The organism is Subtercola sp. RTI3, from assembly GCF_035018625.1.
In the GTDB taxonomy this organism is placed as follows: Bacteria; Actinomycetota; Actinomycetes; order Actinomycetales; family Microbacteriaceae; genus Subtercola; species Subtercola vilae.
Map to the genome: position 1 here is coordinate 17,853 of NZ_JASJXO010000029.1, position 25,978 is coordinate 43,830.

At 61.9% G+C, this 25,978-nt stretch carries 23 protein-coding genes and 1 pseudogene; 11 read left to right on the forward strand and 13 right to left on the reverse strand.

Annotated features, from left to right (window positions below; genetic code table 11):
* Positions 1-44: 44 nt before the first annotated feature.
* Positions 45-701: a hypothetical protein gene (locus QN358_RS11720; RefSeq protein WP_323512454.1), complete on the reverse strand. Its 657-nt coding sequence runs from the start codon at positions 699-701 to the stop codon at positions 45-47.
* Between the two features lie 152 nt (positions 702-853).
* Between QN358_RS11720 and QN358_RS11725 the strand changes: the two genes are divergently transcribed.
* Entirely contained in the window at positions 854-2,164 is a 1,311-nt protein-coding gene (locus QN358_RS11725) for an alpha/beta hydrolase (protein WP_323512455.1), read from the forward strand.
* Positions 2,165-2,210: 46 nt separating this feature from the next.
* A complete protein-coding gene (locus QN358_RS11730; protein ID WP_323512456.1) occupies positions 2,211-3,443 on the forward strand; it encodes a hypothetical protein in 1,233 nt (410 codons plus the stop codon).
* Positions 3,444-3,482: 39 nt separating this feature from the next.
* Here QN358_RS11730 and QN358_RS11735 read toward each other — a convergent pair whose 3' ends face one another.
* From QN358_RS11735 to QN358_RS11750, 4 genes are all read right to left on the reverse strand, one after another.
* Positions 3,483-3,632 (reverse strand): hypothetical protein, encoded by a 150-nt coding sequence (locus QN358_RS11735; protein WP_323512457.1) that lies wholly within the window; start codon positions 3,630-3,632, stop codon positions 3,483-3,485.
* 133 nt (positions 3,633-3,765) lie between these two features.
* Positions 3,766-6,882 (reverse strand): helix-turn-helix transcriptional regulator, encoded by a 3,117-nt coding sequence (locus QN358_RS11740; RefSeq protein ID WP_323512458.1) that lies wholly within the window; start codon positions 6,880-6,882, stop codon positions 3,766-3,768.
* A gap of 40 nt (positions 6,883-6,922) precedes the next feature.
* The gene (locus QN358_RS11745; protein ID WP_323512459.1) at positions 6,923-7,087 is read right to left on the reverse strand and encodes a hypothetical protein; all 165 of its coding nucleotides are present in this window, start codon (positions 7,085-7,087) and stop codon (positions 6,923-6,925) included.
* 124 nt (positions 7,088-7,211) lie between these two features.
* Positions 7,212-7,862 (reverse strand): helix-turn-helix transcriptional regulator, encoded by a 651-nt coding sequence (locus tag QN358_RS11750; protein WP_323512460.1) that lies wholly within the window; start codon positions 7,860-7,862, stop codon positions 7,212-7,214.
* Between the two features lie 236 nt (positions 7,863-8,098).
* Here QN358_RS11750 and QN358_RS11755 point away from each other — a divergent pair, with 236 nt between their 5' ends.
* Entirely contained in the window at positions 8,099-8,716 is a 618-nt protein-coding gene (locus tag QN358_RS11755; RefSeq protein ID WP_323512462.1) for a hypothetical protein, read from the forward strand.
* An 85-nt stretch (positions 8,717-8,801) separates the two neighbouring features.
* Here QN358_RS11755 and QN358_RS11760 read toward each other — a convergent pair whose 3' ends face one another.
* Both QN358_RS11760 and rfbA read right to left on the reverse strand, forming a co-directional pair.
* Positions 8,802-9,860, reverse strand: a complete 1,059-nt coding sequence (locus tag QN358_RS11760) for a MauE/DoxX family redox-associated membrane protein (protein ID WP_323512463.1) — start codon at positions 9,858-9,860, stop codon at positions 8,802-8,804.
* A gap of 9 nt (positions 9,861-9,869) precedes the next feature.
* Positions 9,870-10,739, reverse strand: coding sequence for a glucose-1-phosphate thymidylyltransferase RfbA (gene rfbA / locus QN358_RS11765; RefSeq protein WP_136642333.1), 870 nt, complete (start codon positions 10,737-10,739; stop codon positions 9,870-9,872).
* Between the two features lie 145 nt (positions 10,740-10,884).
* Here rfbA and QN358_RS11770 point away from each other — a divergent pair, with 145 nt between their 5' ends.
* Both QN358_RS11770 and QN358_RS11775 read left to right on the forward strand, forming a co-directional pair.
* Positions 10,885-11,118, forward strand: a complete 234-nt coding sequence (locus QN358_RS11770) for a hypothetical protein (RefSeq protein ID WP_323512464.1) — start codon at positions 10,885-10,887, stop codon at positions 11,116-11,118.
* Positions 11,119-11,121: 3 nt separating this feature from the next.
* Positions 11,122-11,445, forward strand: coding sequence for a hypothetical protein (locus tag QN358_RS11775; RefSeq protein ID WP_323512465.1), 324 nt, complete (start codon positions 11,122-11,124; stop codon positions 11,443-11,445).
* Positions 11,446-11,459: 14 nt separating this feature from the next.
* Here the strand turns inward: QN358_RS11775 and QN358_RS11780 are convergent, their stop codons facing one another.
* Positions 11,460-12,854: a sugar nucleotide-binding protein gene (locus tag QN358_RS11780; RefSeq protein ID WP_170225118.1), complete on the reverse strand. Its 1,395-nt coding sequence runs from the start codon at positions 12,852-12,854 to the stop codon at positions 11,460-11,462.
* Complete coding sequence (gene rfbB / locus QN358_RS11785) at positions 12,851-13,849, reverse strand: dTDP-glucose 4,6-dehydratase (RefSeq protein ID WP_323512466.1); 999 nt, start codon at positions 13,847-13,849, stop codon at positions 12,851-12,853. The genes QN358_RS11780 and rfbB overlap by 4 nt, the downstream gene beginning before the upstream one ends.
* A 197-nt stretch (positions 13,850-14,046) precedes the next feature.
* Between rfbB and QN358_RS11790 the strand changes: the two genes are divergently transcribed.
* Positions 14,047-14,478: a hypothetical protein gene (locus QN358_RS11790; protein ID WP_323512467.1), complete on the forward strand. Its 432-nt coding sequence runs from the start codon at positions 14,047-14,049 to the stop codon at positions 14,476-14,478.
* Positions 14,479-14,669: 191 nt separating this feature from the next.
* Positions 14,670-15,083 (forward strand): hypothetical protein, encoded by a 414-nt coding sequence (locus tag QN358_RS11795; protein WP_136642337.1) that lies wholly within the window; start codon positions 14,670-14,672, stop codon positions 15,081-15,083.
* Positions 15,084-15,113: 30 nt separating this feature from the next.
* Here QN358_RS11795 and QN358_RS11800 read toward each other — a convergent pair whose 3' ends face one another.
* The 4 genes from QN358_RS11800 to QN358_RS11815 all read right to left on the reverse strand — a co-directional run bounded on the left by QN358_RS11800 (position 15,114) and on the right by QN358_RS11815 (position 21,134).
* Complete coding sequence (locus QN358_RS11800) at positions 15,114-16,595, reverse strand: malate:quinone oxidoreductase (protein ID WP_323512468.1); 1,482 nt, start codon at positions 16,593-16,595, stop codon at positions 15,114-15,116.
* A 47-nt stretch (positions 16,596-16,642) separates the two neighbouring features.
* A complete protein-coding gene (locus QN358_RS11805) occupies positions 16,643-17,956 on the reverse strand; it encodes a UDP-glucose/GDP-mannose dehydrogenase family protein (protein WP_323512469.1) in 1,314 nt (437 codons plus the stop codon).
* A 344-nt stretch (positions 17,957-18,300) separates the two neighbouring features.
* Complete coding sequence (locus QN358_RS11810) at positions 18,301-19,548, reverse strand: glycosyltransferase (protein WP_323512470.1); 1,248 nt, start codon at positions 19,546-19,548, stop codon at positions 18,301-18,303.
* 194 nt (positions 19,549-19,742) lie between these two features.
* A complete protein-coding gene (locus tag QN358_RS11815) occupies positions 19,743-21,134 on the reverse strand; it encodes a right-handed parallel beta-helix repeat-containing protein (RefSeq protein ID WP_323512471.1) in 1,392 nt (463 codons plus the stop codon).
* Positions 21,135-21,358: 224 nt separating this feature from the next.
* Here QN358_RS11815 and QN358_RS11820 point away from each other — a divergent pair, with 224 nt between their 5' ends.
* The 4 genes and pseudogenes from QN358_RS11820 to QN358_RS11835 all read left to right on the forward strand — a co-directional run.
* Positions 21,359-22,471 (forward strand): glycosyltransferase, encoded by a 1,113-nt coding sequence (locus QN358_RS11820; protein ID WP_323512472.1) that lies wholly within the window; start codon positions 21,359-21,361, stop codon positions 22,469-22,471.
* Positions 22,468-23,580, forward strand: coding sequence for a glycosyltransferase family 1 protein (locus QN358_RS11825; RefSeq protein WP_323512473.1), 1,113 nt, complete (start codon positions 22,468-22,470; stop codon positions 23,578-23,580). Before QN358_RS11820 ends, QN358_RS11825 begins: the two co-directional genes overlap by 4 nt.
* Positions 23,570-24,538 carry a glycosyltransferase family 2 protein gene (locus tag QN358_RS11830; RefSeq protein ID WP_323512474.1) on the forward strand — a complete coding sequence of 323 codons (969 nt, stop codon included), beginning with the start codon at positions 23,570-23,572 and terminating at the stop codon, positions 24,536-24,538. The genes QN358_RS11825 and QN358_RS11830 overlap by 11 nt, the downstream gene beginning before the upstream one ends.
* 401 nt (positions 24,539-24,939) lie before the next feature.
* Positions 24,940-25,901 (forward strand): annotated as a pseudogene (locus QN358_RS11835) (IS3 family transposase); the annotation flags it as partial.
* Positions 25,902-25,978 lie beyond the last annotated feature (77 nt).

Consider the following 25,978-nt stretch of genomic DNA (forward strand, 5'->3'; position numbering starts at 1 on the left):
TTTCTCAGCCGCCACTTCGGGCGACCGGCAAGTGTGAACAGGGTCTACGCAGAGACGTGCTGCCACACCGGGGGGCCACGATGCCGAAGTGAACCCAGAAACACGCCGAGGTCGAGCGGATGATCGGGGGCCCGCGTACCGTGCGGCACCGCCCGGGCATCCGGTGTCGCCGGTTCGACGAAAACCAGCTGCCTGAACCGCCGCACCCGAAGGGCAGCGGAGTTGTACAGCCCCCAGAACGCCAGCTCACCACGGCGAAGCGCCACGATCGTGACGAGGGCGGCGACGGCGTGCGCGAGCCACATCCATGAACAGGGCTGCATCGCCGAGCCGGCCCCGATGCTCGCCGCTCCGGCCGCGCTCTGGTCGAAGAGCATGCTGACGAGGGCCGAGCCGTGGCTCATGCCGGCCATCTCGCCGGTCATCGGTTCGCTGGGCGACAGGGCAGCGCTGCCGGCGCCCACGGTGAAGAGCAGATGAAGCGCAACCTGGCTGAAGGCCACCGAGAGGGCCAGCCGGGGCAGCGACAGGCGCTTGCCGGCGAGCGCCACGCACACCAGGCTGGAGAAGGCGAGGGCCAGGGCGAGGCCCACAGTTCCGGGCGCCATGCCGCCGGCGGCCACGTGCGAGAGGGCGGCCACGAACACCGAGACGCCCGCGGCGATGAGCCCACGGAGCACCCGTGCCGCTCTGCTCGTCATGCCGCTCCTGCCGTCGTGCTGCCGCTTTTCGCCCCAGTCTACAAAGCGTAGAACACAGAGCCCAGCCCTGTCGTACAGCCTCCCGCACGGCCCAGCCGATATTGTGTTGCCGACGACGCGCGTGCGTCGATGCACCGCACCGCAGGAGCCCCATGTTCGACTCGTTACTCAACCTCAACATCGTGCAGGGCCCCGTCATCATCGGCTTCGCGGCCACTGCCGCCGTCTTCGGTCTGTACCTGCTCATCCGCCGCCCCGGCCGGCGCTGGATCGTCACCGCAGCATCCGGCCTCGTCGGCGGCGCCCTGGCCGGCATCGTCACCCTCGTCATCACCGTGTACCTGCTCGACCTGTTCGGCACCCGCCTGTCGCCTTTGGTCGATTCCGTCATCGTTCTCACCTTCGCTGCCGTGGGCCTCGCCATCGTCAACCTGTGGCTCTCGAGGTGGTGGCGCAAACTCATCGCCGTGCTCGGCATCGCGGTCTTCATCGCCACCGGAACCCTCGGCGTCAACGCCGTCTACGGCCTCAACAAGACCGTCGCTGCCTTCTTCGGGGTCACCAACGCGAAGCCGCTCGTACTTCCGTCGGCATCGGGAACCCCCACCCCGGCACCCGTCGTCGACCCGAACGCACCCCTCTACGAGAGCTGGATGCCCCCGGCCGACCTCCCCGCCACCGGTCAGCTCGGCACGGTGAACATTCCCCACGACGTCTCGGGCTTCATCGCACGAACCGCGCTCGCGTACGTACCCCCGGCGGGGCTCGTGGCGAATGCGCCGGCACTGCCGGTGATCATCCAGCTGAATGGACAACCGGGAAGCCCCGGCCTTGACGACCCCAAGGTCATCCTCGACAAGCTCGCCGCGGCGAACAGAGGCCTCGCCCCCATCGTGGTGAACCCCGACCAGCTCGGCGACGACACCAAAGACCCGCTCTGCCTCGACACCTCGAAAGGCAACGTCGAGACCTACCTCATGAAAGACGTGGTTCCGTGGGTGAAGGCGCACTTCAACGTGCTCTCAGATCCCAAAGACTGGACCATCATGGGGTTCTCGAACGGCGGCATGTGCGCGTCATACTTCGGCGCGAAATACCCCAGCACATTCGGCAACTTCGTCGACATCTCGGGAGATGAATACCAGGGCGTCGACGACAAGTCGACCCTGAAGAAGATGTTCGGCGGCAACCAGGCGGCCTACGAGGCGGTGTGGCCCACCACCATCATGTCGAAGTCGACGTACCCCGATTCGTGGGCGGTGTTCGCTGTGGGAGCTGACGACGCCGAGGCCATCCCGGGTGTGAAGACGAACTACGACGCCGCTGTGGCGGCCGGAATCCACGCAACATACACAGCCATACCCGGCAGCGGGCACGACAACACCGCCCTCGACGGCGGGCTCTCGGCCGGCTACACCCTGATCTACCAACGCGGTGGGTTGTCGGCGCCGCCGACGGGCTGATCACGCGGTGATCTTGCGATACGCGCGGGCACGGTAGCGTGAACCTATGGTGTCGCTCGTATCGGTAGTCGCGCTCGGCACGCCGTTCGTCGTGGAGCTTGACGGCGTCACCCCCACCGAGGTGTCGCAGTTCGTCGAGTCGTGGGCCCGGTGCTCTGGTGAGCTCGTCAGCGAGGCCCCCGAAGGCGCCACAGTGTTGCGTGCCATCGTGACCGCTCCCCCTTCGGCGGCCGCTCCGGATGCCCCGCTCGAGAGCCCCGTCTCCGCAACTTCCGGCGCAGCCGTGCCCCCACCCTCAGCCGAGCCAGCCCCAGGCCTCGCTCCAGCCCCAGCCCCAGCCCCAGCTCCAGCTCCAGCCCCAGCTCCAGACGTCATCACCGCCGTGTCGTTCCGCGCCCTCGCCGACCAGCTCTCCGGCCTCATCACCCGCACGGCCATCGATGCCCAGCGCAACTCGCTTCTCATGCTGCACGCCGGTGCGGTCGCCGACCCGGCGACCGGCAACGTGGTCGCCTTCCTCGGCCCATCGGGCCGCGGAAAGACCACCGCCTCCATCGCCCTCGGCCGCGCCTTCGGCTACGTCACAGACGAAACCCTCGCCGTGCGTGACGACCTCAGCGTGCTGCCCTACGGCAAGCCGCTCTCGGTGAAGCAGCCCCCGCCCGAGCGATGGAAAGACCAAGTGAGCCCGGCCACCCTCGGCCTGAGGGTGCCGCCGCCGGCACTGAGGCTGGTCGCCGTGCTGCTTCTCGACCGGAGACCCGCGTCGGGGAGCGACGTGGAGCCGGGCATCCGGAGCGTGAGCCTCACTGAGTCGATCGGCGAAGTGGTCGAACAGATCAGCTACCTCTCGCACCGCGACCGCCCGCTCGAGCGCCTGCAGGCCGTCTTCGCCGCGTGCGGCGGCCTCCAACAGGTGACCTACAGCGAAGCCGAAACCCTCGTACCCCTCGTGCGTTCGCTCTTCGCAGACGCCGAGCGCGCCCGCGGAACCACGCCCAGCGTTCGCAGCATCGCCACCGACATCATTCGCGACGGCGACTCGGTCATTGCACTCTCGGGCACAACTGTGCGCGTGATCTCGGGCATCGCCCCCACGATTCTCGAGCACGCCCGGCTGCCGCGAACCCTCACTCAGCTAGAAACCGCGGTCGTCGAGGCCCACGGCGAGGCCCCCGGCGACCGCACGGCCGAGCTTCTCGCTGCTGCCGTCGCCGAACTCGTCACCTCAGAACTGCTCGAATGGATGCCCGGCGAGCCTGATCCTGACCGGCCCTGAGCCCGGCCACCACCGGCCACCGGTGGCCGGGTCAAACCCTCAGCGGCGAACCCTCGCCCGCCGCGCATCCGCTGCACGCAGAGTGCCGGGCCGCATGGCGACGGGGCGGTACCCGTCGGTCAGTACCTCGATGAACGTCGCAACGATGGCCGCAACGGCCAACACGACAAGAACGATGATGAACAGCATGGTCTTCTCCTACCTGAGTGCGAATCGGTATGACCGACAGTCGTCTCTAAGCGGGGTTCGCGTCATGCAGCGATCGCCCTATTCTGCGGCTGTTCGCGCGCCGGGTGCTGCCTCTCGTCTACGCATCGCCCGGCTACACCCCGCTGCGGGCAAGGTACGCGGCCTCGGTGCGCGTCGCGGCACCCGTCTTTCGCAGAATGTTCGACACGTGCACACTCGCCGTCTTGGTGCTGATGAACAACTGTTCAGCGATCTGCCGGTTGCTCAAACCCTGGGCGAGGAGCACGAGCACCTGCCTCTCGCGTTCGGTGAGCAGTGCGTCGAGCGACGTATGGTCAACGATGGAGCCGGCCCCACGCCCGGCCGACCCGGTTGACCCTGTTGATCCGGCCGACCCGGTCGACCCGGTCGACTCTGCTCCGACCCTGTGTTTCAGATCGATCACCCGCTGCGCCACCGAGGTGAGGCCGATGCGGTCGGCAGTGGAGTGCGCCTCGTCGGCCCAGCGGCGAGCGGATGCCCGATCACCCGCATTCGCGTACGCTTCGGCCAATCGAGCTTTCGTGTACGGCCCGAGTTGAGCCGGGGCGGTGGAGGCTGCCGAGGCAGCGACCGCGAGCATCCACAGTTCAGGGTCTGTTCCAGAACCGCGCGGGCCCCCGAGCTCGGCATCGAACACCGCGACCGTTGCGGCCGCTGTCGGCCAGGCGGCAGCGGCGGCGAGCACCTCACGGAGTTCGGCCTCGAGAGTCGAACCAGAACCAGAATACGAAGCGGCACCAGCGGAGCGCGGCGAGACCAGCTCGATACCGCGACCGCGGGCGGCCGCCAGAACACGCGCCGCGACCGGCAGCACCCCGAGGTCGTAGGGAGCGAACGAGCGGTGTTCACTGTCGAGCAGCACGCTCACCTCGCTCCACGCCTCACGAATCTCGCCCCGAGCCAGAGCTATCTCACCGGCGACAGCCGCAAACCCCAGCCGGGACTGCATGTCGATGCGCAACTGCAACCGCAGCCCCTTTCGCCAGCCCCGCAGCAGACGTTCGGCCTGCGCCGAATCGCCCGACCACAGCACCGCCCGCAGTTTGAGGCGCTGGAGGTGGGCGCTGTATCCGATAGGCGGATCGAGTTCGAGAGCGCGCTCGAGCAACTCGTTCGCCCGCGTCGACTCACCGAGGGCGAAAAGCGGCTCAATGATGTTCGACAGCAGAATGATGCCGGAGGTGCGTTCGACTCCCCGTTGCCGAGCGTGCTCAGCCCCCTCTTCAGCGGTGCGAATCGAGTCGTCGAAGCGGCCCAGAAGGTTGAGCGCGCCCGACTGGTTCACGAAGTAGCGCAGTCGTGCCGAATCGTTGCCCCCGGCAAGCTGGCCCGCCAACGCGAGGTCGGCCAGCCCCGCCTCGACGTCACCGCGACCGAAGCGGGAGATTCCCCGAATGTTGGCCGCCACCGATTTTCGCGGTTCAGCATCGACCGCGACAGCTTCGGCAAGCGCGCGGTCGGCCGTTTCGATCGCTTCGTCGAACCGTGCCTCGAGCATCAGTCGCGCAGCCAGCTCCCCGAGAATATTCGCGCGCAGAACGCTCTGCGGCCGCAGGTGCAGCACGTCGAGCGCCTCCCGAAGCAGCGCGATCGACCCCACCTGCCCCACATTCGCGAGATACGAGGCTTTGTCTCGCAGCATTCGCGCGTAGGGCTCGGCGTTGCCCGACGGCCCACACAGCGCGAGCGCCTCGTTGATCAGAGCGATGGCGCGCTCGCTCTCGCCGGCATTTCGCAGAAGGTACGAGGTCTCTGAAAGTAACTCGACGCGGCTGCGCCCTGCAAGTCCCTCGGCGTCAGCCACCTGATCCCAGAACTCCAGGGCTCGCTCACCGAGCCGCGCCGCTGCGAGAAACGCGAACGAGTTCTTGGCCTGCACCATCGCGGTGATCGACCACTCGAACGCCCGGTGGGCATTGTGAGCGAGCATCCAATGGTACGAAATCGCCGTTGCGTCATCGGGACCCAGAGCGTTGGCATAGCTCGTGTGAAAGCGCACCCGTTCGCCCGGCAGCAGCTGTTCATGCACCGCCTCCCGCACCAGCGAGTGCCGAAACCGGTACGCCGTGTCGTCGACGACCAGCACATTCGCGGCCACCGCCTCGCTGGCGGCGGCGTCTATCTCGTCGGCGCTCTGCTCGCTGACGCGCGAGAGCAGCTCGTGCTCGACGCGCACTCCCCCGGCGGCCAGCAAGCGGGTGAGGCGCTCTGCCCCTTCACTCATCGTTTCATAGCGGGCCAGCAGAATCTCTCGCAGCGTTTCAGGAAAGCTGTCGGCCCTCAGGTACGCCTCGCAGCCGACCAGTTCTTCGATGAAGAACGGAACCCCGTCGGTACGCTCGAAGATCACGCCGACGTCGGAGCTGTCAAGCGGCGCCCCGTTCAGCGCGGTGATGAGTTGCCGCGACTGACGGCGAGTGAGCCTGGCCAATTCGCGTCGAGACACCCGCCGGTTGCGGTCGAGCTCGGGCAGCCAGGCTCTCAACGTGCCTCCGCGCGCCAATTCGTCACTTCGAAAAGTGAAGACGAACAGAATGCGGCCATTCTCGATGACGCGCACCAAGAATCGCAACAGCGCGAGCGTGGCTTGGTCGGCCCAGTGCAGGTCTTCGATGATGACGACCAGTGGATGCTCGGCGGCAGCATTCTCGAGCGTCGCCGCCACAGCATCGAACAGCAGCCCGGCGCCGGCCTGCTGCCCTGTTTCGGGCGCCACGACCCGACCGCCAAGCTCTGGCAACAGAACGGTGAGCGCATCGCGCGAAGACCCCGCGACGGCTTCGAAGGGGTCGGCGCCGAGCTGGCCGACGAGCGCGCGCAGCACTCCGATGATCGGGGCGTAGGGCGGCGCCGTCGAGTCGAAATCGATGCACTGGCCCCGAAGCACCCTGGCTCGCGAACCCACTCGCTGGCTCACGAACTCGTCGACGAGTCGTGTCTTGCCGATACCTGCTTCGCCACCGAACAGAATGGTGGTGGTACTCGGCTGCGGCGCCTGCTCTGACTGCAGCGCGGCTGCCGTCGACCGTGCGGTGGCGCGGGGCGTGGGCGGGCCGAGAGCGCTGGGTGTGCTGAGAGCACTGGGTGTGCTGAGAGCACTGGGCGCGCTGAGAGCAGTGGGCGCGCCGAGAGCAGTGTCGAGCGCACCACCGAGCGCCTCGAGGTCGGTCTCGCGCCCTACGAGAATGTCGCTGCTGATGATCTGCACTCCCTCATCGTGTCATCTGCCGCCGACACGACGTGCGGCCTCAGCGACGAGGCCCGAACCGACTCCACCACGGTAAGGCGCTGCGGCGGGCGGCACGCTGCTCGTCGAGGCGTTCGGCGGCGACACGGCGGTACTCGAGTTCGCGCGTGAAGCGTTCTTCGTTGGCCTGCTGCAGCCAGAGAAAAGAGGTGTCGGTGACCTGCATGATTGGTGCCCTTCTGTGACCCAGAACCACCGCTCTGGTACAGATGACATTTGCCTCTAAGACCCCCACTCCGCATGAGGAGGTCGCCCTATCTTGCAGAACTCTGCCCGCACCCGGGCGAGCCCTAGCCCAGAATCCAGCCGTCTTTGATCATGCGGCGGCGCAGCTCCATCTTCGAAACCGAGTCGCCGTCGGCGCCAGTGTATTTACGCCGTGCGTGCGAAATATGGGTTCGAACCGTCTCGCTTGAGAGTCCGAACCGCGCGGCGGTCTCGGGCACAGAGGCACCGGAACCCGACACGTATGCCCCCACCACCTGCAGCTCGCGCGCGGTCAGAACAGGAACCGCGACCGGCTCACTGTCGCCGAAGAGTTCGGTGATGCGAACCGGCCGCAACACCGTGTTGCGGTACGCCGACCAGATGGCCGCTGCCACCGCCTCTGACGGCTCTTCGGGCAGCAGGTACGCATGCGCGCCCGCCTCGTAGATGCGACGAATGGCCGGAACATACAGTGACCGCCCCAGCACCACCACCCCGGTGCCGTCGCGCACCAGCGAGCTGACCTTGAACGCCGTCGGGCCCCCGTTGCCGAGCTCGTTGTCGATCACAACCACGTCGGCCACGCCACCGCTGCGGCTCACATAGGTCTCCCACGACTTGGTCCAGCCGTCGACAGAGGCCCCCGGCAGCAGCGTCTTCAGCTGCACGCTGATGGCCTCGGCGACCATACGGCTCTCGTGCACCACGTGCACCCGTATTCGTTTGGGCTTCACCGTCGGCGCCGAGACCCTACCCACGCTCCGGATGCCCAGCCACAGCATGAACGTTAACTGCCGGCATATCTCACCTGCTTTCGACCCCAGCACACGCGTTGCCGCGGAAAATCACTGTAGCAACGGAGCCCAGGCTCGCTCAGCGTGCTCAGCCCATTCGGCAAGATCTGTCGCAAATGGGCGCACGATGGGCCTTGACATGAACCATTCAGCGCATATCTACTACTGTTGACGCGATGCCAAAACGCGCAATGGGTACTTTTCCGTGGGTGATTACCGCGATCGTGGCCTTTGTCGTGCTCGATGCGGCGCTCGTCTACTTCGCGCTCTCCCCTCCCCAGCAGCAGGCCCCGGCCGATTCCGGCAGCGCCCTCGAGACCTCGCTTCCCTCCACGACGGCGACCCCGGTACCGGCGGTCACCGCGACTCCGAGCGCTTCACCGGCGGCCAGCACCGCGCCGACACCCACTCCGACTCAGACTGCGGGTACCTCGCTGAAAACGAGCACGAGCACCCCCGCGCCCACCCCCGGCGCAGCAGCGGGGTACATCACCGACTTCAGCTCCGCGCTCGTGGGCTACCGAGCCACACCCGGCAGCTGCGCCGGCACAAGCACCAGCACGGCAACTGATTCCGTGCTGCAACGCACCAGTGACGGCGGCGCCACCTGGACAACCGTCTCACCCACCAACATCCGCGTTCGCCAGGTCGAACGACTCGTCGCCGTCGACGACGCGCACGTCGACGTTCTGGGCCGGTACGGCACCGCCTGCACGCTCAGCGACATCTCCAGTTACACCAGTGGTGAGTTCTGGCAGGTCTACCCCGACCGCACCGCCACCTTCCCCAACTGACCCGCAGGGCTCTCGTCGCGCCCGGGCGCATCACCCCGCCCAGGCGCATCACCCTGCTTGGGCTCGTCACTCGCGGTCGGGCGCGTCACCCAGCCGCCATCGCCTCCGCGATACCGTCGACCAGGGCGCTGATCGCCTCGGAGCCGAGCTCGGGGCCCGCCGCCACCGTCGCATTCGTTCCGAGAAGCACTGCGGCCGGTGTCCCTTCGAAGCCGAGAACCGCCATTGCAGGCTTCGCACCGAACAGCGCGCCCTCCACCAGCGCCGGGTACGCCTCCGCAAACTCCCTGGCAGAGGCCGCGGTGGCCACCACGATGTCGACCGACGGGCCGAGCCGATGCCGCCACTCGGGTACCTCCGCCGCCACCACGCGGCACGGGGTGCAGTCGGGTTTGACGAACAACACCAGTACTGCGCGCTGCACCGAGAGGCTTCGAAGCGGGTGACCCACCATTTCGGCATCGAGCAGTTGAGCATCCGGAATCTCGGGCCCCGCCACCACGGGAGCGCCTGATTCAGAACTCGGGCCGGCAGCACTCGCACCAGCACCAGCACCGGTACCCGCACTCGTACCCGCACCCGCACTCGTACCCGCACCCGCACCCGCACCCGCACCCGCAGAACCCTGCCGCACCCACGTCAGCACCAATGCCACCATGGCCGCCAACAGCACCACGAACCACGTGACGTCGTCGCCCGTGAACCCCGAGATGCTCGCCCCCACTCCACGGCTGCCCGCAAGACCCGCGGCCACCAGCACCCATCCCCCCAGCAGTACTGCGTTGCGCGCCACCGTGCGCCAGCCCACCGAGGCACTGCTCAACACCCCGAAACAGTTGCAGTCGACCGCCTCACCGCGGAGTACCACTCGCAGTAAAAGCCCCGTCAACGCCACCAGAAACAGCACACTCAGCCACGAAACCGCCACAAACGCGGCCCCCGGCAGCACCAGCGCACCGAGCCCCAGCGCGATCTCGTCCCACGGCACCACGGCGGCAACCAACGGCCCGCGCAACAGCCGCGGAACCCCCAGCGCGACCATGGCCGCAGAGGTCTGCCTCGAACGGCCGAGCTTCGTCACCCCGCTCGCCAGCCATACCGCCGCCAACACCACGGGCAGCACGGTCAGAGCTCCGGGGTTCATGAGAACGGGCTACTTGCCTCGCTCGATGGCTTCGATGAGGTACGTGCCGTAACCCGACTTCAGCAGCGTGTTCGCTCTGACACGCAGCTCGTCGTCAGACAAGAATCCCTGGCGCCATGCCACCTCTTCAGGAGCGCCGATCTTCAGACCCTGCCGCCGTTCGATAGTGCGAACGTACTCGCTGGCATCGGTCATCGAATCGAAGGTGCCGGTGTCAAGCCAAGCGGTTCCGCGCGGCAAGACCTCGACCTTCAGCAGCCCCGCCGCGAGGTATGCCTTGTTGATGTCGGTGATCTCATACTCGCCGCGAGCCGACGGTTCGAGACCCGCCGCGATGTCGAGAACGTTGTTGTCGTAGAAGTAGAGCCCGGGCACCGCGTAGTTGCTCTTCGGTTTGACCGGCTTCTCTTCGAGCGACAGCGCCACGCCGTCGGCGTCGAACTCCACCACGCCGTACGCCGAGGGCTCAGCCACCCAGTAGGCGAACACGGCACCGCCCACGATGTCGGTGAAACGCGAGAGCTTCGAGCCGAGCCCGGGCCCGTAGAAGATGTTGTCGCCGAGCACGAGGGCCACGGTCTCGTCGCCCACGAATTCGCGGCCGATCACGAACGCCTGCGCCAGGCCGTTCGGCTCCGACTGCACCGCGAACGACAGCTCGATGCCGAACTGCGAGCCGTCACCCAGTAGACGTTTGAACTGGTCAGCGTCATGCGGGGTCGTGATGATGAGAATCTCGCGGATGCCCGCGTTGATGAGAGTCGACAGCGGATAGTAGATCATCGGCTTGTCGTAGATGGGCACGAGCTGCTTTGATATGCCGAGCGTGATCGGGTGAAGTCGCGTTCCCGAACCGCCGGCCAGAATGATTCCCCGCATGAACCCCATCATGGTGGGTTCGCGCCTCGCGCGACAAATCGAATCGGCGAGGCGACCGGTTCGGTCGTTTCTGAGGCCGATGCAGTACGGTATTGCCCACACGGCGCCGTGTTCACCCCACCCGCCGATCTGACCGAGGTTCTTCGTGCCACGTCACATTCGCAATGCCCTCATCGTGGCCGTCTCTCTGATGCTCGTGGTGACCGGTTCGTTCGCCGCATTCAGCATTCACGAATACGTCTACCCCGCCTCAGACCAGCCCACGAAGAGCGATGTCATCGTCGTGCTCGGCCCTCCGGAGGCGACGCGCATCGCCATTGCCCAGAAAATGCTTGACGCCGGCCTCAGCCAGAATCTGCTGGTATCCGTTCCGGCCTGAGGAGTGCAGAGCAAAGACGAGTTGCCCATCTGCAGCACCCAGGTGAAGCACACCTACACGGTGACGTGCTTCACCCCCGCCCCGTTCACCACGCGCGGCGAAGCACACGAGCTGCAGGCGATGGCGGCAGAACACGGCTGGAAGAGCGCCACTGTCATCACCTATACGCCGCACATCGATCGCGCGCGCATCATCGTGAGCCGCTGCTTCAGCGGGAAGCTGAGCATGGTCGAAGACCGCAAGCCACTGAGCTACGCCGAGTGGGGCTACGCGTTCTTCTACCAGACGGCCGGGTTCGTCAAAGTTCTCCTCGACCAGAACTGCTGAACGGGCCGGTCAGCTCAGCCCGCTGCCGAGAGGTACGCGATCAGGGCCTGATCGGCATCCGGTGGCACGAAGCCGGTGGCCTTGATCTTCGCGAGGTCGAGAGCGCTGTTCAACGGCCGCGGAGCCGCCGCCTTGCCCGCAAAATACTCCTCGGTCGAGACGCCCGTCACGCTGGCCGGGTCGTGCCCGGTCAGCTCATAGACCCTCGCCGCGAGCGCCGCCCACGACTGCGGCTCGCCGTCGTTGCTCAGGTTGTACACGCCGAAGGCAGCGTGTGTCTCGAGCAGGTGCCGGATGCCCGCGGCAATGTCGCTCGTAAAACTGAGTCGCCCCACCTGGTCGTTCACCACTTTTGGCGCAATTCCCCGCGCAGCGAGTGACGCCATCGTTCGCACGAAGTTGTTGCCCTCACCGATGACCCAGCTCGTGCGCACCACGTAGTGCCGTGGCACGGTCGCCACGATCGCGTCGGCCGCCGCCTTCGTCTGGCCGTACACCCCGAGCGGGCTGAACGGCTCATCTTCACCGTGAACGTCTGCGGTGCCGTCGAACACGTAATCGCTCGACACATGCACCAGCGTGATGCCGTGGGTGGTGGCAAGCGCGGCCAGCAGCGCAACGGCCGAAACATTTGCCGACCACGCAGCCACCCGACCCTCGGCCGTCTCTGCCTCGTCGACTTTCGTGTAGGCCGAGGCATTCACGATCACCGAGTAGTCGCCCCAGTGACGGCCTTCGTAGCTCGAGGGCGCCGCCACATCGAATTCGGTGCGCGTCACGAACTCGGCCGCCGGCAGCGCTTCTCGAAGAGCGAGCCCCAGCTGGCCAGACGCGCCGAGAACCAAGGTCTTCGCCCCCTGCATGGGCACCACGTCGGCGAGGCGTGGGTGCGCAATGTCTTTCGCACTCAGCTCGACAGCGTCGCTCGACAGTGCGATGGGCCAGTCGATGGCCACCGTCTCGTCGGCCAGGTTCAGAAAGGTGTACGAGGCATTCGGGCTCCAGTGATCGTTCACCAGGTACGAGTACGCAGTGTTGTCTTCGAGGGTCTGGTACGAGTTGCCCACTCCGCGAGGAACGAAGATGGCCTGCCCTGGCCCGATCTCGGCCGTGAACACCGAGCCGAACGACTCACCGGCGCGCAGGTCGACCCACGCCCCGAAAATGCTGCCGGTGGCAACCGAAACAAATTTGTCCCATGGTTCGGCATGAATGCCACGCGTGGTGCCACGCGAACCATTGAACGAGACGTTGTTTTGCACCGGAAGGAAGTCGGGAAGCCCTGCGGCGACCATCTTCTCGCGTTGCCAGTTCTCTTTGAACCAACCGCGATTGTCGCCGTGAACCGGCAGTTCGAACAGCAGCAGACCGGGAATCGTGGTCTCTGCCTTCGACAACAGAGCGGTCACTGGCCCTGCTCCTTGTAACGCGCCTCGGCAGCGGCCTTCTCGGGACCCCACCAGCCGGTATGCGCTCGGTACCACTCGATCGTGTCTGCGAGCCCCGATTCGAAATCAGAGAACTGGGGCATCCAGCCGAGTTCGGTGCGCAGCTTGGTCGAGTCGATCGCGTACCGCATGTCGTGCCCTGGCCGGTCGACGACGTGGTCATAGGCGTCGGGCTCCTGGCCGAGCAGCTGCAGAATCAGCTCCACGACGTCTTTGTTGTTCTTCTCGCCGTCGGCGCCGATGAGATAGGTCTCCCCGATGACGCCTTTCTCCAGAATGGTGAGCACGGCCGACGAGTGATCGTTCGCGTGGATCCAGTCGCGTACGTTCTCGCCTGCCCCGTACAGCTTGGGGCGTTCGCCGGTCAGCACGTTCGTTATCTGGCGCGGAATGAACTTCTCCACGTGCTGGAACGGCCCGTAGTTGTTGGAACAATTGCTGATCGTGGCCTGAACGCCGAACGAACGCACCCAGGCGCGCACGAGCAGGTCAGAGCCGGCTTTGGTCGACGAATATGGCGACGACGGGTTGTAGGGAGTGTCTTCGGTGAATCGGGCGGGGTCGTCAAGCTCGAGGTCGCCGTACACCTCATCGGTCGAAATGTGGTGAAATCGAGTGCCGTGCCGCCGGGCCGCTTCAAGAAGCGTGTACGTGCCGATGATGTTCGTTTCGAGAAACGGCCGCGGGTCGTGCAGGGAGTTGTCGTTGTGCGACTCGGCTGCGTAGTGAACCACGAGGTCATGGCGCGCGAACAGTTCGTCGACGAGTTCAGCATTGCGAATGTCACCGTGAACGAATTCGAAACGGTCTGCGGGCAGCCCGTCGAGTGACGCCCGATTGCCGGCGTACGTGAGCGCGTCGAGCACGGTCACCGTGTGATCTGTGTTGGCCAGTGCGTAGTGCACGAAGTTCGACCCAATGAACCCTGCTCCGCCTGTAACGAGAACTCTACTCATACGTTTACTTTCTCCGCTCTAGTGCTTCGATCACGTAGGCGCCGTAGCCCGATTGGTTCAGCTTATTGGCACTCGTGCAGGTCACACCGCCGTAATAGCAGCCCACTAGTATCAACTGACATCGCCGATCGCAGCGGATGGTGTGCCTCTTGAGCCTTGCTCTTGCGAACGATATTCATCCAACGCAGGAGACAACCATGGCAGGTCGACGCAACCATCGAATCTCGGTCAACATCCCCGAAATCGACGAACTCGGCACGATCCCCGTACACAACCTTGTGAACTTCGAAGGCATTCACAAGGTCTTCGACACGCAGGCGACATTCGGCGGCGATGTCAGGGCCCGCCTCGTTGTCGACACGGTCAATGGCCGCAAAACGGTCACCGTGGTGTTGCGCTACACCTCTTTCAAGGTCAGGGTTGGCGAACTCGATCCTGCCATCGTGCGCCTCGTGCGCCGACGAATCAGATGGCTGAACCTTCTCAACCGGGTCGTTGTCTGCGAGGCACAGATCGTCGCCGATCCCAAGAATCCTGCCCTCTACACAGTGCTGTTGAACCCGACGCACAGTGAGGCTCGCCTACAAGAGAGGGCTGCCCCCCTCGGCCGCCCGCCGATTGTTCGCTGAACATTCGCTGAACAGAACGTGAGCGTGCTCGCAGACTCGCTCTCTAGTTTCCGATGCGTTACGTGATGGTCATTTGCACGACACATTGCGCATTTACGCTTGAGGCACACCAACACGGTCGCAGCGTTTGGTGGGCACCATGACCACAATCCCTCCTGCGATCGCGATTATTTCCAACGCTGGAGGCTCTCATGGCCCGTCGCCGCCGCAAACGACCTGTCGCGCTCCCCGAGTTCGAGGAGTTGGGCACCATCATCGTGCCCAGTATTTTCAATCGCGAGCGTCTGGCTGAGCTCGCCGCCGCACAGAAACTCTTCGGCGGCACCATCAGGGCCCGCCTGGTGAACGACCGCGTCGACGGGCGCAGACACGTCACCGTCGTTCTTCGCTACACGTCATTCCGGGTGACAGCCGGGGTGCTCGACGATCAGCTCTCCCGACGGTTTCGCTCGAAGATCTGCTGGCTGAACGCCGTCAACCGTGTCGCTGTCTGTGAAGCACAGCTTGTCGGCGACCCAACCGCACCCGATTACCTGACGGTCTGGCTGAACCCGCCCCGCGACGAACATCAGCAGCGGGAACACATGGCCAGGGCTGGGCTCTGAGCGCAGGCGACCAACCCCATCACTGCACGATCACTCGTTGATCTGCAGCACGCTCGCTGTTGCAGCGATCTCTTTCTTCGCGCTCACAGGCGTCTCGTTCAGTTTGGTGCCGAGAGAGGGGATCATCTTCTTCAGCTGCGGCTGCCACCCCGTGTACTGCTCCGGAAAGCACTTCCAAATGAGGTCGAGCATGATCGGCACCGCTGTCGACGCGCCGGGTGATGCACCCAGCAGCCCGGCGATGGAGCCATCAGCTGAGGTGATGACCTCGGTGCCGAACTGCAGTACCCCGCCCTTCTTCTTGTCTTTCTTCATCACCTGCACGCGCTGGCCGGCGGTGATGAGGTACCAGTCTTTGGGGTCAGCCGTGGGCATGAACTCCTGCAGAGCCTTCATCTTCTTCGCCCGGCTCGCGAACACCTCACCGATGAGGTATTTCATCAGGTCGAGGTTGTCGCGCGCCACTGCGAGCATCGGCCCGAGGTTGTGCGGGCGAATGGAGCGCGGCAGGTCGAGCCACGAACCCGACTTCAAGAATTTCGGGCTGAAGCCCGCGTACGGCCCGAACAACAGTGAGCCTTCGCCGTCGACCACGCGCTTGTCGAGGTGCGGCACAGACATGGGCGGCGCGCCGACCGCGGCCTTGCCGTACACCTTGGCCTGGTGCTCGCGCACAACAGCCGGGTTGTCGGTGCGCAGAAACTCGCCGCTGATAGGAAACCCGCCGAACCCTCTGATCTCGGGAATGCCCGACTTCTGTAGAAGGTGAAGGGCCCCGCCACCGGCGCCGACAAAGACGAACTTGGCGTTCACCTGTGCGGGGGTACCGCCAACCAGGTGTTTGAAGCTCACATCCCACGAGCCGTCGCGCTTCTTCGTGAGGTTGGTCACCGAGCGGCCGGTGAACAGGTGACCGCCGTTGCCTGTGATGTACGAGAAGAGCTGCTTCGTGAGCGAACCGAAGTCGACGTCTGTTCCCGCGGGCACACGCGTGGCGGCGACCTTCTCGCCTTTTTCACGCTCTCGCATCAGCAGCGGCGCCCACCCGTAGATCGTGCGGGGATCGTCACTGAACTCGATGCCCGCGAACAGCGGTTCGTTGACCAGCGCTTCGTAGCGACGGCGCAGGTATTCGACGTTCTTCTCACCCTTCACAAACGTCATGTGAGGTGTCGAGTTGATGAACGATTCGGGTTCCTGAAGCAGACCCTGCTTGATGAGAAAAGACCACAACTGCCGGCTCACCTGAAACTGCTCGTTGATGGCGATGGCCTTGCTCGGCTCCACCGAGCCATCGGCCGCCTCAGGCATGTAGTTGAGCTCGCACAGGGCGGCGTGCCCGGTACCCGCGTTGTTCCACGGGTTGGAGCTCTCGAGGGCGACGGCACCGAGCTGCTCGTACACCTCGATCGACCAGTCGGGTTGTAGAAGCTTGATGAGTGCGCCCAACGTGGCACTCATGATGCCTCCACCGATGAGCACAACGTCAACAGGTTTCGCGGTATTAGTCACACAACAAGTTTATGACTCTCAACCAGCTCTACCGACATTCCCGCCGATTACGGCCTGCCCATTCCCTGATAGACCCAACCGGCCGCTCGCCAGGCAGCCGGATCGAGACAGTTGCGTCCGTCCACGATGTAGCTTCTGTTCACGAGCTCTGCGACCCGCACGGGGTCGAGCTCCCTGAAGGCCTTCCACTCGGTGACGACGATCACGGCGTCCGCTCCGGTGAGCGCGGCTTCGATGTCGTCGGTGAATTCGAGCTGTGGATGCGCGCGGCGGGCATTCGCGATGGCCTCAGGGTCGGTCGCGATGACCTGCGCTCCAAGCCCTTTGAGCTGGGCTGCGACATCCAGTGCCGGAGAATCACGAATGTCGTCGGAGTCGGGCTTGAACGCAAGCCCGAGCACCGCCACGCGCTTGTTGAAGACGTTGCCATCGAAATGGCTCACGACCAGGTCGACGGCCTTCTGCCGGCGACGCAGGTTGATGGCGTCGACCTCTTTCAGAAATGCAACCGACTCGCCGCGCCCCAACTCTTCGGCCCGAGCTGTGAATGCGCGAATGTCTTTCGGCAGGCAGCCCCCGCCGAAACCGACTCCAGCGTTCAGAAACCGTCGACCGATGCGGGCGTCGAGCCCAATGGCATCGGCGAGCTGCGTAACATCAGCGCCGGTGGTCTCGGCAATCTCTGCCATGGCGTTGATGAACGAGATCTTTGTCGCGAGAAACGCATTCGCCGAGACCTTCACCAGCTCGGCCGTTGCATAGTCGGTGACCACCAACGGCGTCTCACGCGCGAGTGCGACCGCGTACACCTCATCAAGGGCAGCCTTTGCCGCCGCGGTGCGCTCGCCCTGCGGCAGCCCGTATACAAGGCGGTCGGGGCTGATCGTGTCTTGAACGGCGAAACCTTCACGCAGAAACTCGGGGTTCCACGCCAGCATCGCTCCTGGCACTGCCGTCGAAACCCGGGCAGCCAACCTGCCTGCAGTACCAACCGGAACCGTCGACTTGCCGGCAACCAGATCACCCTCGCTGAGGTACGGAATCAACGACTCGATGGCGGCGTCGACGTACGTCAGGTCGGCAGCGTTCGAACCCTTGCGTTGCGGGGTGCCCACGGCGACGAAATGAATCTTCGCGCCCTTCACCTCTGCCATGTCGGTGGTGAAACGCAGCTTGCCCGACGCAATGCCCCGGCTCAGAATCTCGGGAAGCCCGGGCTCGAAAAATGGTGCCGTACCGGCAGCGAGCTGTTCGACCTTGTTCTTGTCGACGTCGACGCCCACCACGTCATGCCCCAGCTCGGCCATCGCGGCTGCGTGCACTGCGCCCAAATAGCCGCACCCGATCACAGAAATCTTCATCTAAGTTGTTTGCCTATCTTTATTAATTGCTGCGGTCACGCTTTTACAAACCCAATAAATAGGTATTTTCTTACAGCGAAACGCAATATATGGGATATTCCCTAATCGGTATCTAGCGCGACACTGATTCCGGGTGATAGTCAACGGGCGGAATGCGACCAGACAGCTTCATCAGATGAACAGCCTGTAAGTCGATAATCACCTAAGCACAGATGCCGCTCCGAGGGGCGTTGCGCCGACGCTTTCGCCGCTCTCTGAAAATGAACCACCGCGGCTCGAGCCAGTTCCTGAGTCGCCTTCGATTCCAAACCCTTATAGCGGTGTCATTCGACGTTTAGGGACATCTAATCTTCGAATCGAAATGAATCAATCAGCCGGCTCGCGAAAGATTCGGTGCTGAAAAGGGCACTTGCTCCTGCACCCCCAACGCGACTTGCCGTTCGACGCGAGGTTTCGTCAGATAGTGCAAGAATCAACGCCTCAGCAAATGACCTCGGATCGTCCGCTACCGCCACATACCAGCTCTCTTCCCCGATGCCTTCAGCCCCTATAGCCGTAGCGACCACAGGAAGCCCATGAAGCATGGCCGTTCCCGTCTTAAATTTCACCCCTGCCCCTGAACGCAGCGGCGAGACGAACACGTCGGCCGAGTCGTAGTACGGCGCCAAACTCTCAACAAAGCCGGTCACCAAGACATGCTCAAGCCTGCTCGCATATTCGATCAACTGGGCTCGGGGGCTTCCGCCGGCAATCACAAACTCCGCCGCCGGAACAGCAGATCTGACAATTGGCCAGACCTCGTCTAAGAACCACATGACGCCATCGTGATTCTCTTCGCGTCCCATAGCCCCCGTGAATAGCACCCGCCTCGTGTCTGCACCACGGTCTCGCCTATCGCGGCCCAGATTCACTGATCCAAGAGGGGGCCGCACGACTACGATCTGAACAGCAGGTGCGAGCGTTTCGAGCAACGCTGCGTCCTTTTCGCTAAATGAAATTATTCGATCCATTTGTCGGATTAGCTTAACTTCACCCCTGCGAATTCGGGACAGTCGGATTGCTTTGATAAGGCGCCTATTTCTTCCAGATTCAGCCGCCAAGCGTCGCTCGTACTTCTGAGATACAACGTCGTGTGCGACCAAGATTCGAGGCACATCCGGCGCGACCTTTTTAACGTATTTCACAACGGACGCCATCTCGGTCCATTGAAACTCGATGACGCTGCTATTTTTCAGAGACCGTGCGATGTCTTTATCTCGTCTAAAGGCGTGCATATTCACGAGTCCCGCACTCGGCCCAGCGAGGTACAGGTAGATTCCCCGTAGGATTTTGAAGCGGCGATGCGCCAGCAAGCCGCTTCGGTTCAATAAACGCACTTGGACATTAGACGGGTCGACGAGCTCACTACTCTCAATGTTCTGGCGAGTCCCGGGAGATACAGAAACCAAGTCATACATTGTCGCCAGCGCAGTGAGATGCTGCCGATAGTATTCGCCTCCGGCGTGGTCAATACCCTGGTATGGGACACAGATCGAAATCGAGGTGATCAAACGCTGCATGCCGGACTCACCTGCGGAGAGTCTGTCGATCAATTTCGCGCCCACCTTCTAGTTCTGGGGTGATGCGATCAAGAGAAGCCCCTCACCGCATTCTGCGGCATCCATCCGCGCGTGCTCAAGATTTGAACGTCATCGTCGCATCGAATTCTTCTGTGTCGAAAGATAACAAATGGCTTCGCTCTCGTGAACCCGAACGCCCGACTGAAAAGAAGCTGGATTCAGTTTAATCAGTTGGACGACAGGATGCCCTTGTCTGTTTGAATATAGTAGGGCGCAGAGAGCCCGGTGGACACGTTATAGCTATTCGCAATCGCGCCACTCACCGAGTTGCCCACAACTGTTGCTCCTTTTCCCGCCGATTGAATACGAATTGCATCGAGCATCAACGGCACAGCTCTGTTGTCTCGGATCACGTTCCCCGTTATGGCATAGTTTTCGCACGGACCGTTCGAAGTACTCACTACAGCAAGTCCAGCGCGCCAATTATCGAAGGTCGAACTCGGCTGAGCTGTAGATGCGCAGTTGGTCACGGTATTCCCGGTGATTGAAAACCCGCGTATTCCCTCGACGGATATGCCGCTCTTGCCGCAATCGTGTATTACGTTGCCATACACGCTGTGGGCAGCCTCAGGCTGACCTTGGCCGTCAAAAAGATGTATGCCAAAATCTTCGTCTGACGCAACATCATTTCCCACTATTCGTACATTACGTACGCTCGAACCAACAAAAATCCCGACCTTCGTAGTGTGAAGATTATTTTCAGCTATGAGAACACTGGACGTCCCCGAGCCAGCAACCATCACCCCGGTGTCGAATGAGCCGAGCACAGTGTTCCGAATGACTGAGTGATTAGTGCCACGTAGCCTGAATGCCGCGATCGCAGTGCCTCCAACACCTGGAGACACGGACTTCACAAGATTGCCCGAGACAGTGACGCTGTCGGCGTCTCCGCGGGCATCTAGCCTTACAGCTTGGTCCACCACGTCCTCCCAAACATTGTCCTTGATTAAAATGTGATTGCTGCCCTGCGTAGAGTCGACAAAGAATATGCTCTGCTTTGTGTTGACGAACCGGCACCCCTCGATCACCACATCTCGACACCCGTCGAGCGCAATCGACACTGTCGGAAGCGAGTTGTTTTTGCCCCCGTCGAATTGAATTCCACGTATTTTGATTTGACTGCACAAAGGCGCGTAAAGGAGTTGAAACGAGCCACCGTCGTCGTACATGAACTTTGTGAATTCTGAGCCAGCACCGACGAGCGAGACGTTGCTCAGCATTTCTACTCGGCCGGAAAGCCGCACCTTTGCGGAGGGAAAGACGATACTGCCACCGCCGGATTGGTGAACGGACACTATCAGCTGGTTCAGGCGGGCGAGATCGTCGTTGACGCCGTCGAGATACAGCCCCGACTCACGAGCGGCGTATATCCCGTCAAAATAGCGTGCATTTGTGCGGGGGCCGTCGAGAACAACTCGGGGGTCCTCTATCCCGCGGCTGAATACGGTCGCGGATGCTGCACCTATCGCAGCCATAGCACCCGATGCGCTGGCCGCAAACGCAAGAAAGGCGCGCCTTCGAAACGCGGGTTCATCTTGAGTGCTGCTCTGCTTGACCATCTAGACCCAATTCGAAAAAGTGGATATCGGCTGCTGCAGTTTCTCACGGCAGCTCCGTGTAACAAATTTGGTCGCGCGAAAGCCGCTGAATGCGCATCTTCGTGGGGTGAGCTTGAACGAAAATAGTGACAGCGACGTGTCCAGCTTGAATCCGAAACAATCTCGCTACGTCAAATTGCTATGCTCCGTGATGTGCGAGGCATTGATAATCGGGGGGCACGTCTGTGACAGGTTCTAAGTCAGTAGCCATAATAGGCACGCGCGGATATCCGAGCTACTACGGTGGCTTTGAGACTGCGGTGAGAAAACTAGCTCCCTACCTTGCCGATGAAGGGTGGGACGTCACAGTTTATGGTCGGGACGGCGCAACCAGGGACGATGACGCTGACCTTGATACTCGTGTAACAACGGTTCTCACTCGGGGTCTCGAAACCAAGTCGATGAGCACTCTTTCATACGGGCTGACAGCCTGCCTACACGCCATGTGGAGAAAGCCCGACGTCGCGCTCGTGATGAACGTGGCAAACGGATTTTGGTTGCCCCTACTGCGCCTGAGAGGAATCCCTACGCTAGTAAATGTTGACGGTATCGAATGGGATCGCGCTAAGTGGGGTCGAATTGCAAAATTCATGTTCAAATTGGGTGCAAAACTGACGGCTCGGTTTGGCGTTCGAATGGTCTACGACGCTCATGAAATCGCCCGCCGATGGAAGTCGGAGTTCGGAACCGAGGGAGATTTCATTCCCTACGGCGGTGACATTCCGCCCCGCTTGCCTATTGAGGAAGGGCTGACCGAAGGCCAATACATCTTGCTGGTCGCTCGTTTCGTACCAGAGAATACGGTCTTAGAATTCCTCGCGGCTGCAGAGACACTGGCAAGCAATTTTGACATCGTTATTGTCGGATCCTCCGGGTACGGCGGACCCATTGACGAATCCGCTGCGAGCCTTGCCAGCAGACACCCGTCGGTTCGCTGGCTCGGTCATGTGAGCAATGATGCCCGGCTCTACTCGTTGTGGCAACATGCCGGTGCGTACTTTCACGGACATAGCGTCGGAGGTACAAATCCAGCGTTGGTGCAAGCGATGGCGTGCGGGGCCCCCGTGGTCGCCAGGGACACCGTGTACAACCGAGAGGTATTAAAAGACGGCGCGGAGTTTGTCCAGCCAAATGCTGCTGACATTGTAAGGGGACTCGGATCTGTCATGCGGGACCGCGCACTACAAGAGCGGATCAGGGCTATCTCTTTCGAACGGGCGGCGTCGGTTTACTCTTGGCAAAAGGTGTGTAGTGCCTATGCTTCTTCTTTGCTCTCCATAATGAGGGGGCGGTCATGAAGATACTATTTGATGGATTTTGGTGGGTCACCGGGCCGGTCTCGAACCAGCTCGTGCTCCACGAAATCGTTCGGGGATGGATTGACCTATTTCCAGAGGACAAGCTTTTCCTCTCAATTCCGCGAGACCAAGCCGACTCCGCGCGCTCAGCCCTTGGCTCGGCGGTCACTGTGTTACCGGCGCGGCTCCGTCCTCAGGGTTTGAGCGCCATCTTCGAGATCCCGATTCTCGCTCGGAGAGTAAAGGCCGATATCAGCATCACTCACAACTTTTCGCCCTTGTGGGGACACTCGGCCATCTTCCTGCATGACGTGCTTTTTCAGACAAATCCGGAATGGTTCACACGAAAAGAACGAGCATACTTCAGTCTGATGCCGCTCACGGCGCCTCGCGCGGCGCATATTTTCACTTCGTCTCGCAATGAGGCAAGAAGAATCGCCGAAATGAATGGACGAGCCAGAACTCCAGTTGCAATCGGGCTCGCGATCGGGGGCGCCCTACTACACACCGAACCCGAAAATCTGCCGGGTTCAAATTTGAAGTCAAACTCGTTTTTTCTCACCGTCGGGCGCCTAAACGCCCGAAAAAATTTAGAAACTACTTGTCTGGCCGCGATCCGTTCCGGGCGCATCAGCCCCGAACACCCACTCGTAATTGCCGGATCGTTCCAAGGCAAAAAAACTCAAATCTCCGCTGAGATGAAGACCGCAATTGCGGACGGGTGGATCAGACTTCTCGGCTACGTTTCTGCGGGAGAGCTCGTCTGGCTTTATTCAAACGCTTCCTCCTTTCTATTCATGAGCCTTGACGAAGGGTTTGGTCTACCGCCACTCGAGGCCATGGCCTTTGGGAGTCCGGTGGTTGCAAGCGATATTCCAGTGATGCGAGAGATACTAGGGAGCCATGCCAGATTTGTCGATCCAACGGCCCCGGATGCTCTGGCTGAAGCCCTCAAGAACCTCGAACCGCATGAGGACGAGGACCAGCGTAGTTCCCGCATGTCCTACGCCAGAACGCACTACAACTGGAATGCGACGGTAACTCGTATGAGAGAGCACATCGGCACCAACCAATTGCCCAAATCGAGGGGCGTGAAGCATGACGGCTGAATTTCAACCCGCGGTGGTCGGGCGAGTGAGCGTCATCATGGTCACTTACAACAGTGCCCATATTGTCAAACAGTCCTTGGTAGACCTACCGCCAGCGCCCCTGGTAGAAGTGATAGTTGTTGATAATAAATCCAGTGATTTGAGTGTAGAAACGGTGCTCTCGGCTCGGCCCGACGCCGTCGTCATCCGTAATGAGGAGAATGCCGGATTCGCAAAGGCGGTCAATCTCGGGGCGGCACGAGCGACAGGCGAATATCTTCTCTTACTAAATCCCGATGCTGTGATCAACGCGTCGGCTCTGAAGTCACTCGTCGAGAGTATGTCAAGCAATAGTGCGATCGGCATAATCGCCCCCCTCGTAACCGACTCTACTGGGGAATTTTCAACTATCGCGGCAGGTTTTTTCCCGACCATTATCAAGATGGGTCTTCATGCCTCGGGGATCTCGCGTTTGGGAAAATGGTGCCCGGCGCTCGAGGGTCACTACTTGTTTCGCAGTTCGCGTCTCTCTCGTTCTCGAGATTTAGATTGGGTTTCAGGTGGTTGCTTGTTAGTAAGACGACACATTTGGAACAGCCTTGACGGGCTCAGCGAGCGCTGGTTCATGTACGCCGAAGACATAGAACTGTGCCTAAGAGTGCGGCGGGCCGGCTATAAAGTCGTTCTCGATCCTTCAGCGCAAGCGATCCATGAGATCGGAAGCAGCTCACACGAAGTTCAAGGCCGGGCAAATCCGACTTGGGTGGTCAATCTGTTTGACCTGTACTGCAGGGACCTCGCGCGAAACGAAGTGTCTAAATCTGCTTGGCGTTGGACCGTCATTGCCGGATTCAGAGGTCGCGCCGCTGCCTATAACCTGCTTCGAATCCTTCGCCCATCCGACGGCACAAAACACCAAGCCCAGATCGAGCGGTACCGGATATTTTCCGCAGCTCTTCAGAAAACGCCTCGAACTTAACCTCAAAGTCGGATTTCCCAAAACTGAGCCGTGGCCCAGTATCTATGTCGTACCCGCGACGCGATAATGAGATTTCCAAAACCGTACACGTTTTTAGCCCTTCGCGGACGGCTACAAATATCTCAAAACCAGTTCTATATAGCGTCACAGTTGCTCAAGCTTGGCAGGGGCATGCCGCGGTTCGTCGCGCCGGCGATGCTCATCGCTCACGAGCCGGCTGTCGCGGTTAGACGTGTCGGCCGCATTTCTTAAATGAATTCGGTGAATTCAAGCGGTCGTCGCAACACTTGTTTCTTGCCGCGATCGGGTCTGCCCAGGGTTTGGTTGTCACCTTGACCTGCCCCATGGTTTGGTTACCTGAAATGGTGTGAGGATCGGGCCTTCTCTGAGAGGCTTCGTCCATGCCACGACCATTCCCTGTCGAGTTCAGAATGCGTGCTGTTGCGCTCGTTCGGGCCGGCAAACCCGTCACCACCGCAGCGAACGAGCTCGGCGTCAGCGCTGCTGCGATCCATAAATGGGTTCGTCAGGACCAGATCGATCGAGGCGAACGGCCCGGCGTCACGACCCCGGAAAGTATCGAGCTGACGAAAGCGAAAAAACGGATCCGTCAGCTCGAAACCGAGATCGAAATTCTCAAAGCAGCATCGAAGTTTCTCGGGGAGGATCGGCCGCACCCAAAAGGATTCACCCGGTAATCGACGCGCTTGTCGCGGCCGGCTACCGGGCCAAGGTCTGTTGTCGACTTCTCGGGGTCAGTAGCCCCGGCTACTACCGATATCGCCACCGATCACTGTCGCCGACTCAGATGCGACGGCAGTGGCTTACCGGTCTGATCCGCGAGGTCCACACGGCCTCACGGCAAACATATGGCTCCCGAAGGGTGCACGCCGAGCTAACGCTGGGCATGCACATCCAGGTCAGCGAACGCCTGGTCGCTGTATTGATGTCCAACGCTCAGATCGCCGGATTACCGGGCCCTGCGAAGGTAAAACGGCTCCACGGTGTTGCGACTGCCGACGATCTCGTGCACCGGAAGTTTCATCGGCTGTCGCCGAACGAGCTGTGGGTCACGGACATCACAAAGCATCCAACGAGAGAAGGCAAAATCTACTGCTGCGCGGTGATGGATACCTTCTCGAGGAAGATCGTTGGCTGGTCGATTGACAACGCACAGGACACCAATCTCGTCGTCAACGCTCTGGATATGGCGATCAAGAACCGGCAGCCGGACGCGGGAGGCATCGTTCACGCTGATCATGGTGTGCAGTTCACATCCTGGGCTTTCACGAACAAGATTCGCACCTCAGGGCTGATGCCATCGTTCGGAACGATCGGTGATTGCTACGACAATTCGATGATGGGGGTCTGCTGCACGGATAGGTGACATCTGAGTTGGCTTGCCCGGAGGGCGGGCTGGAAGGATGTTGTTGTGCCTAA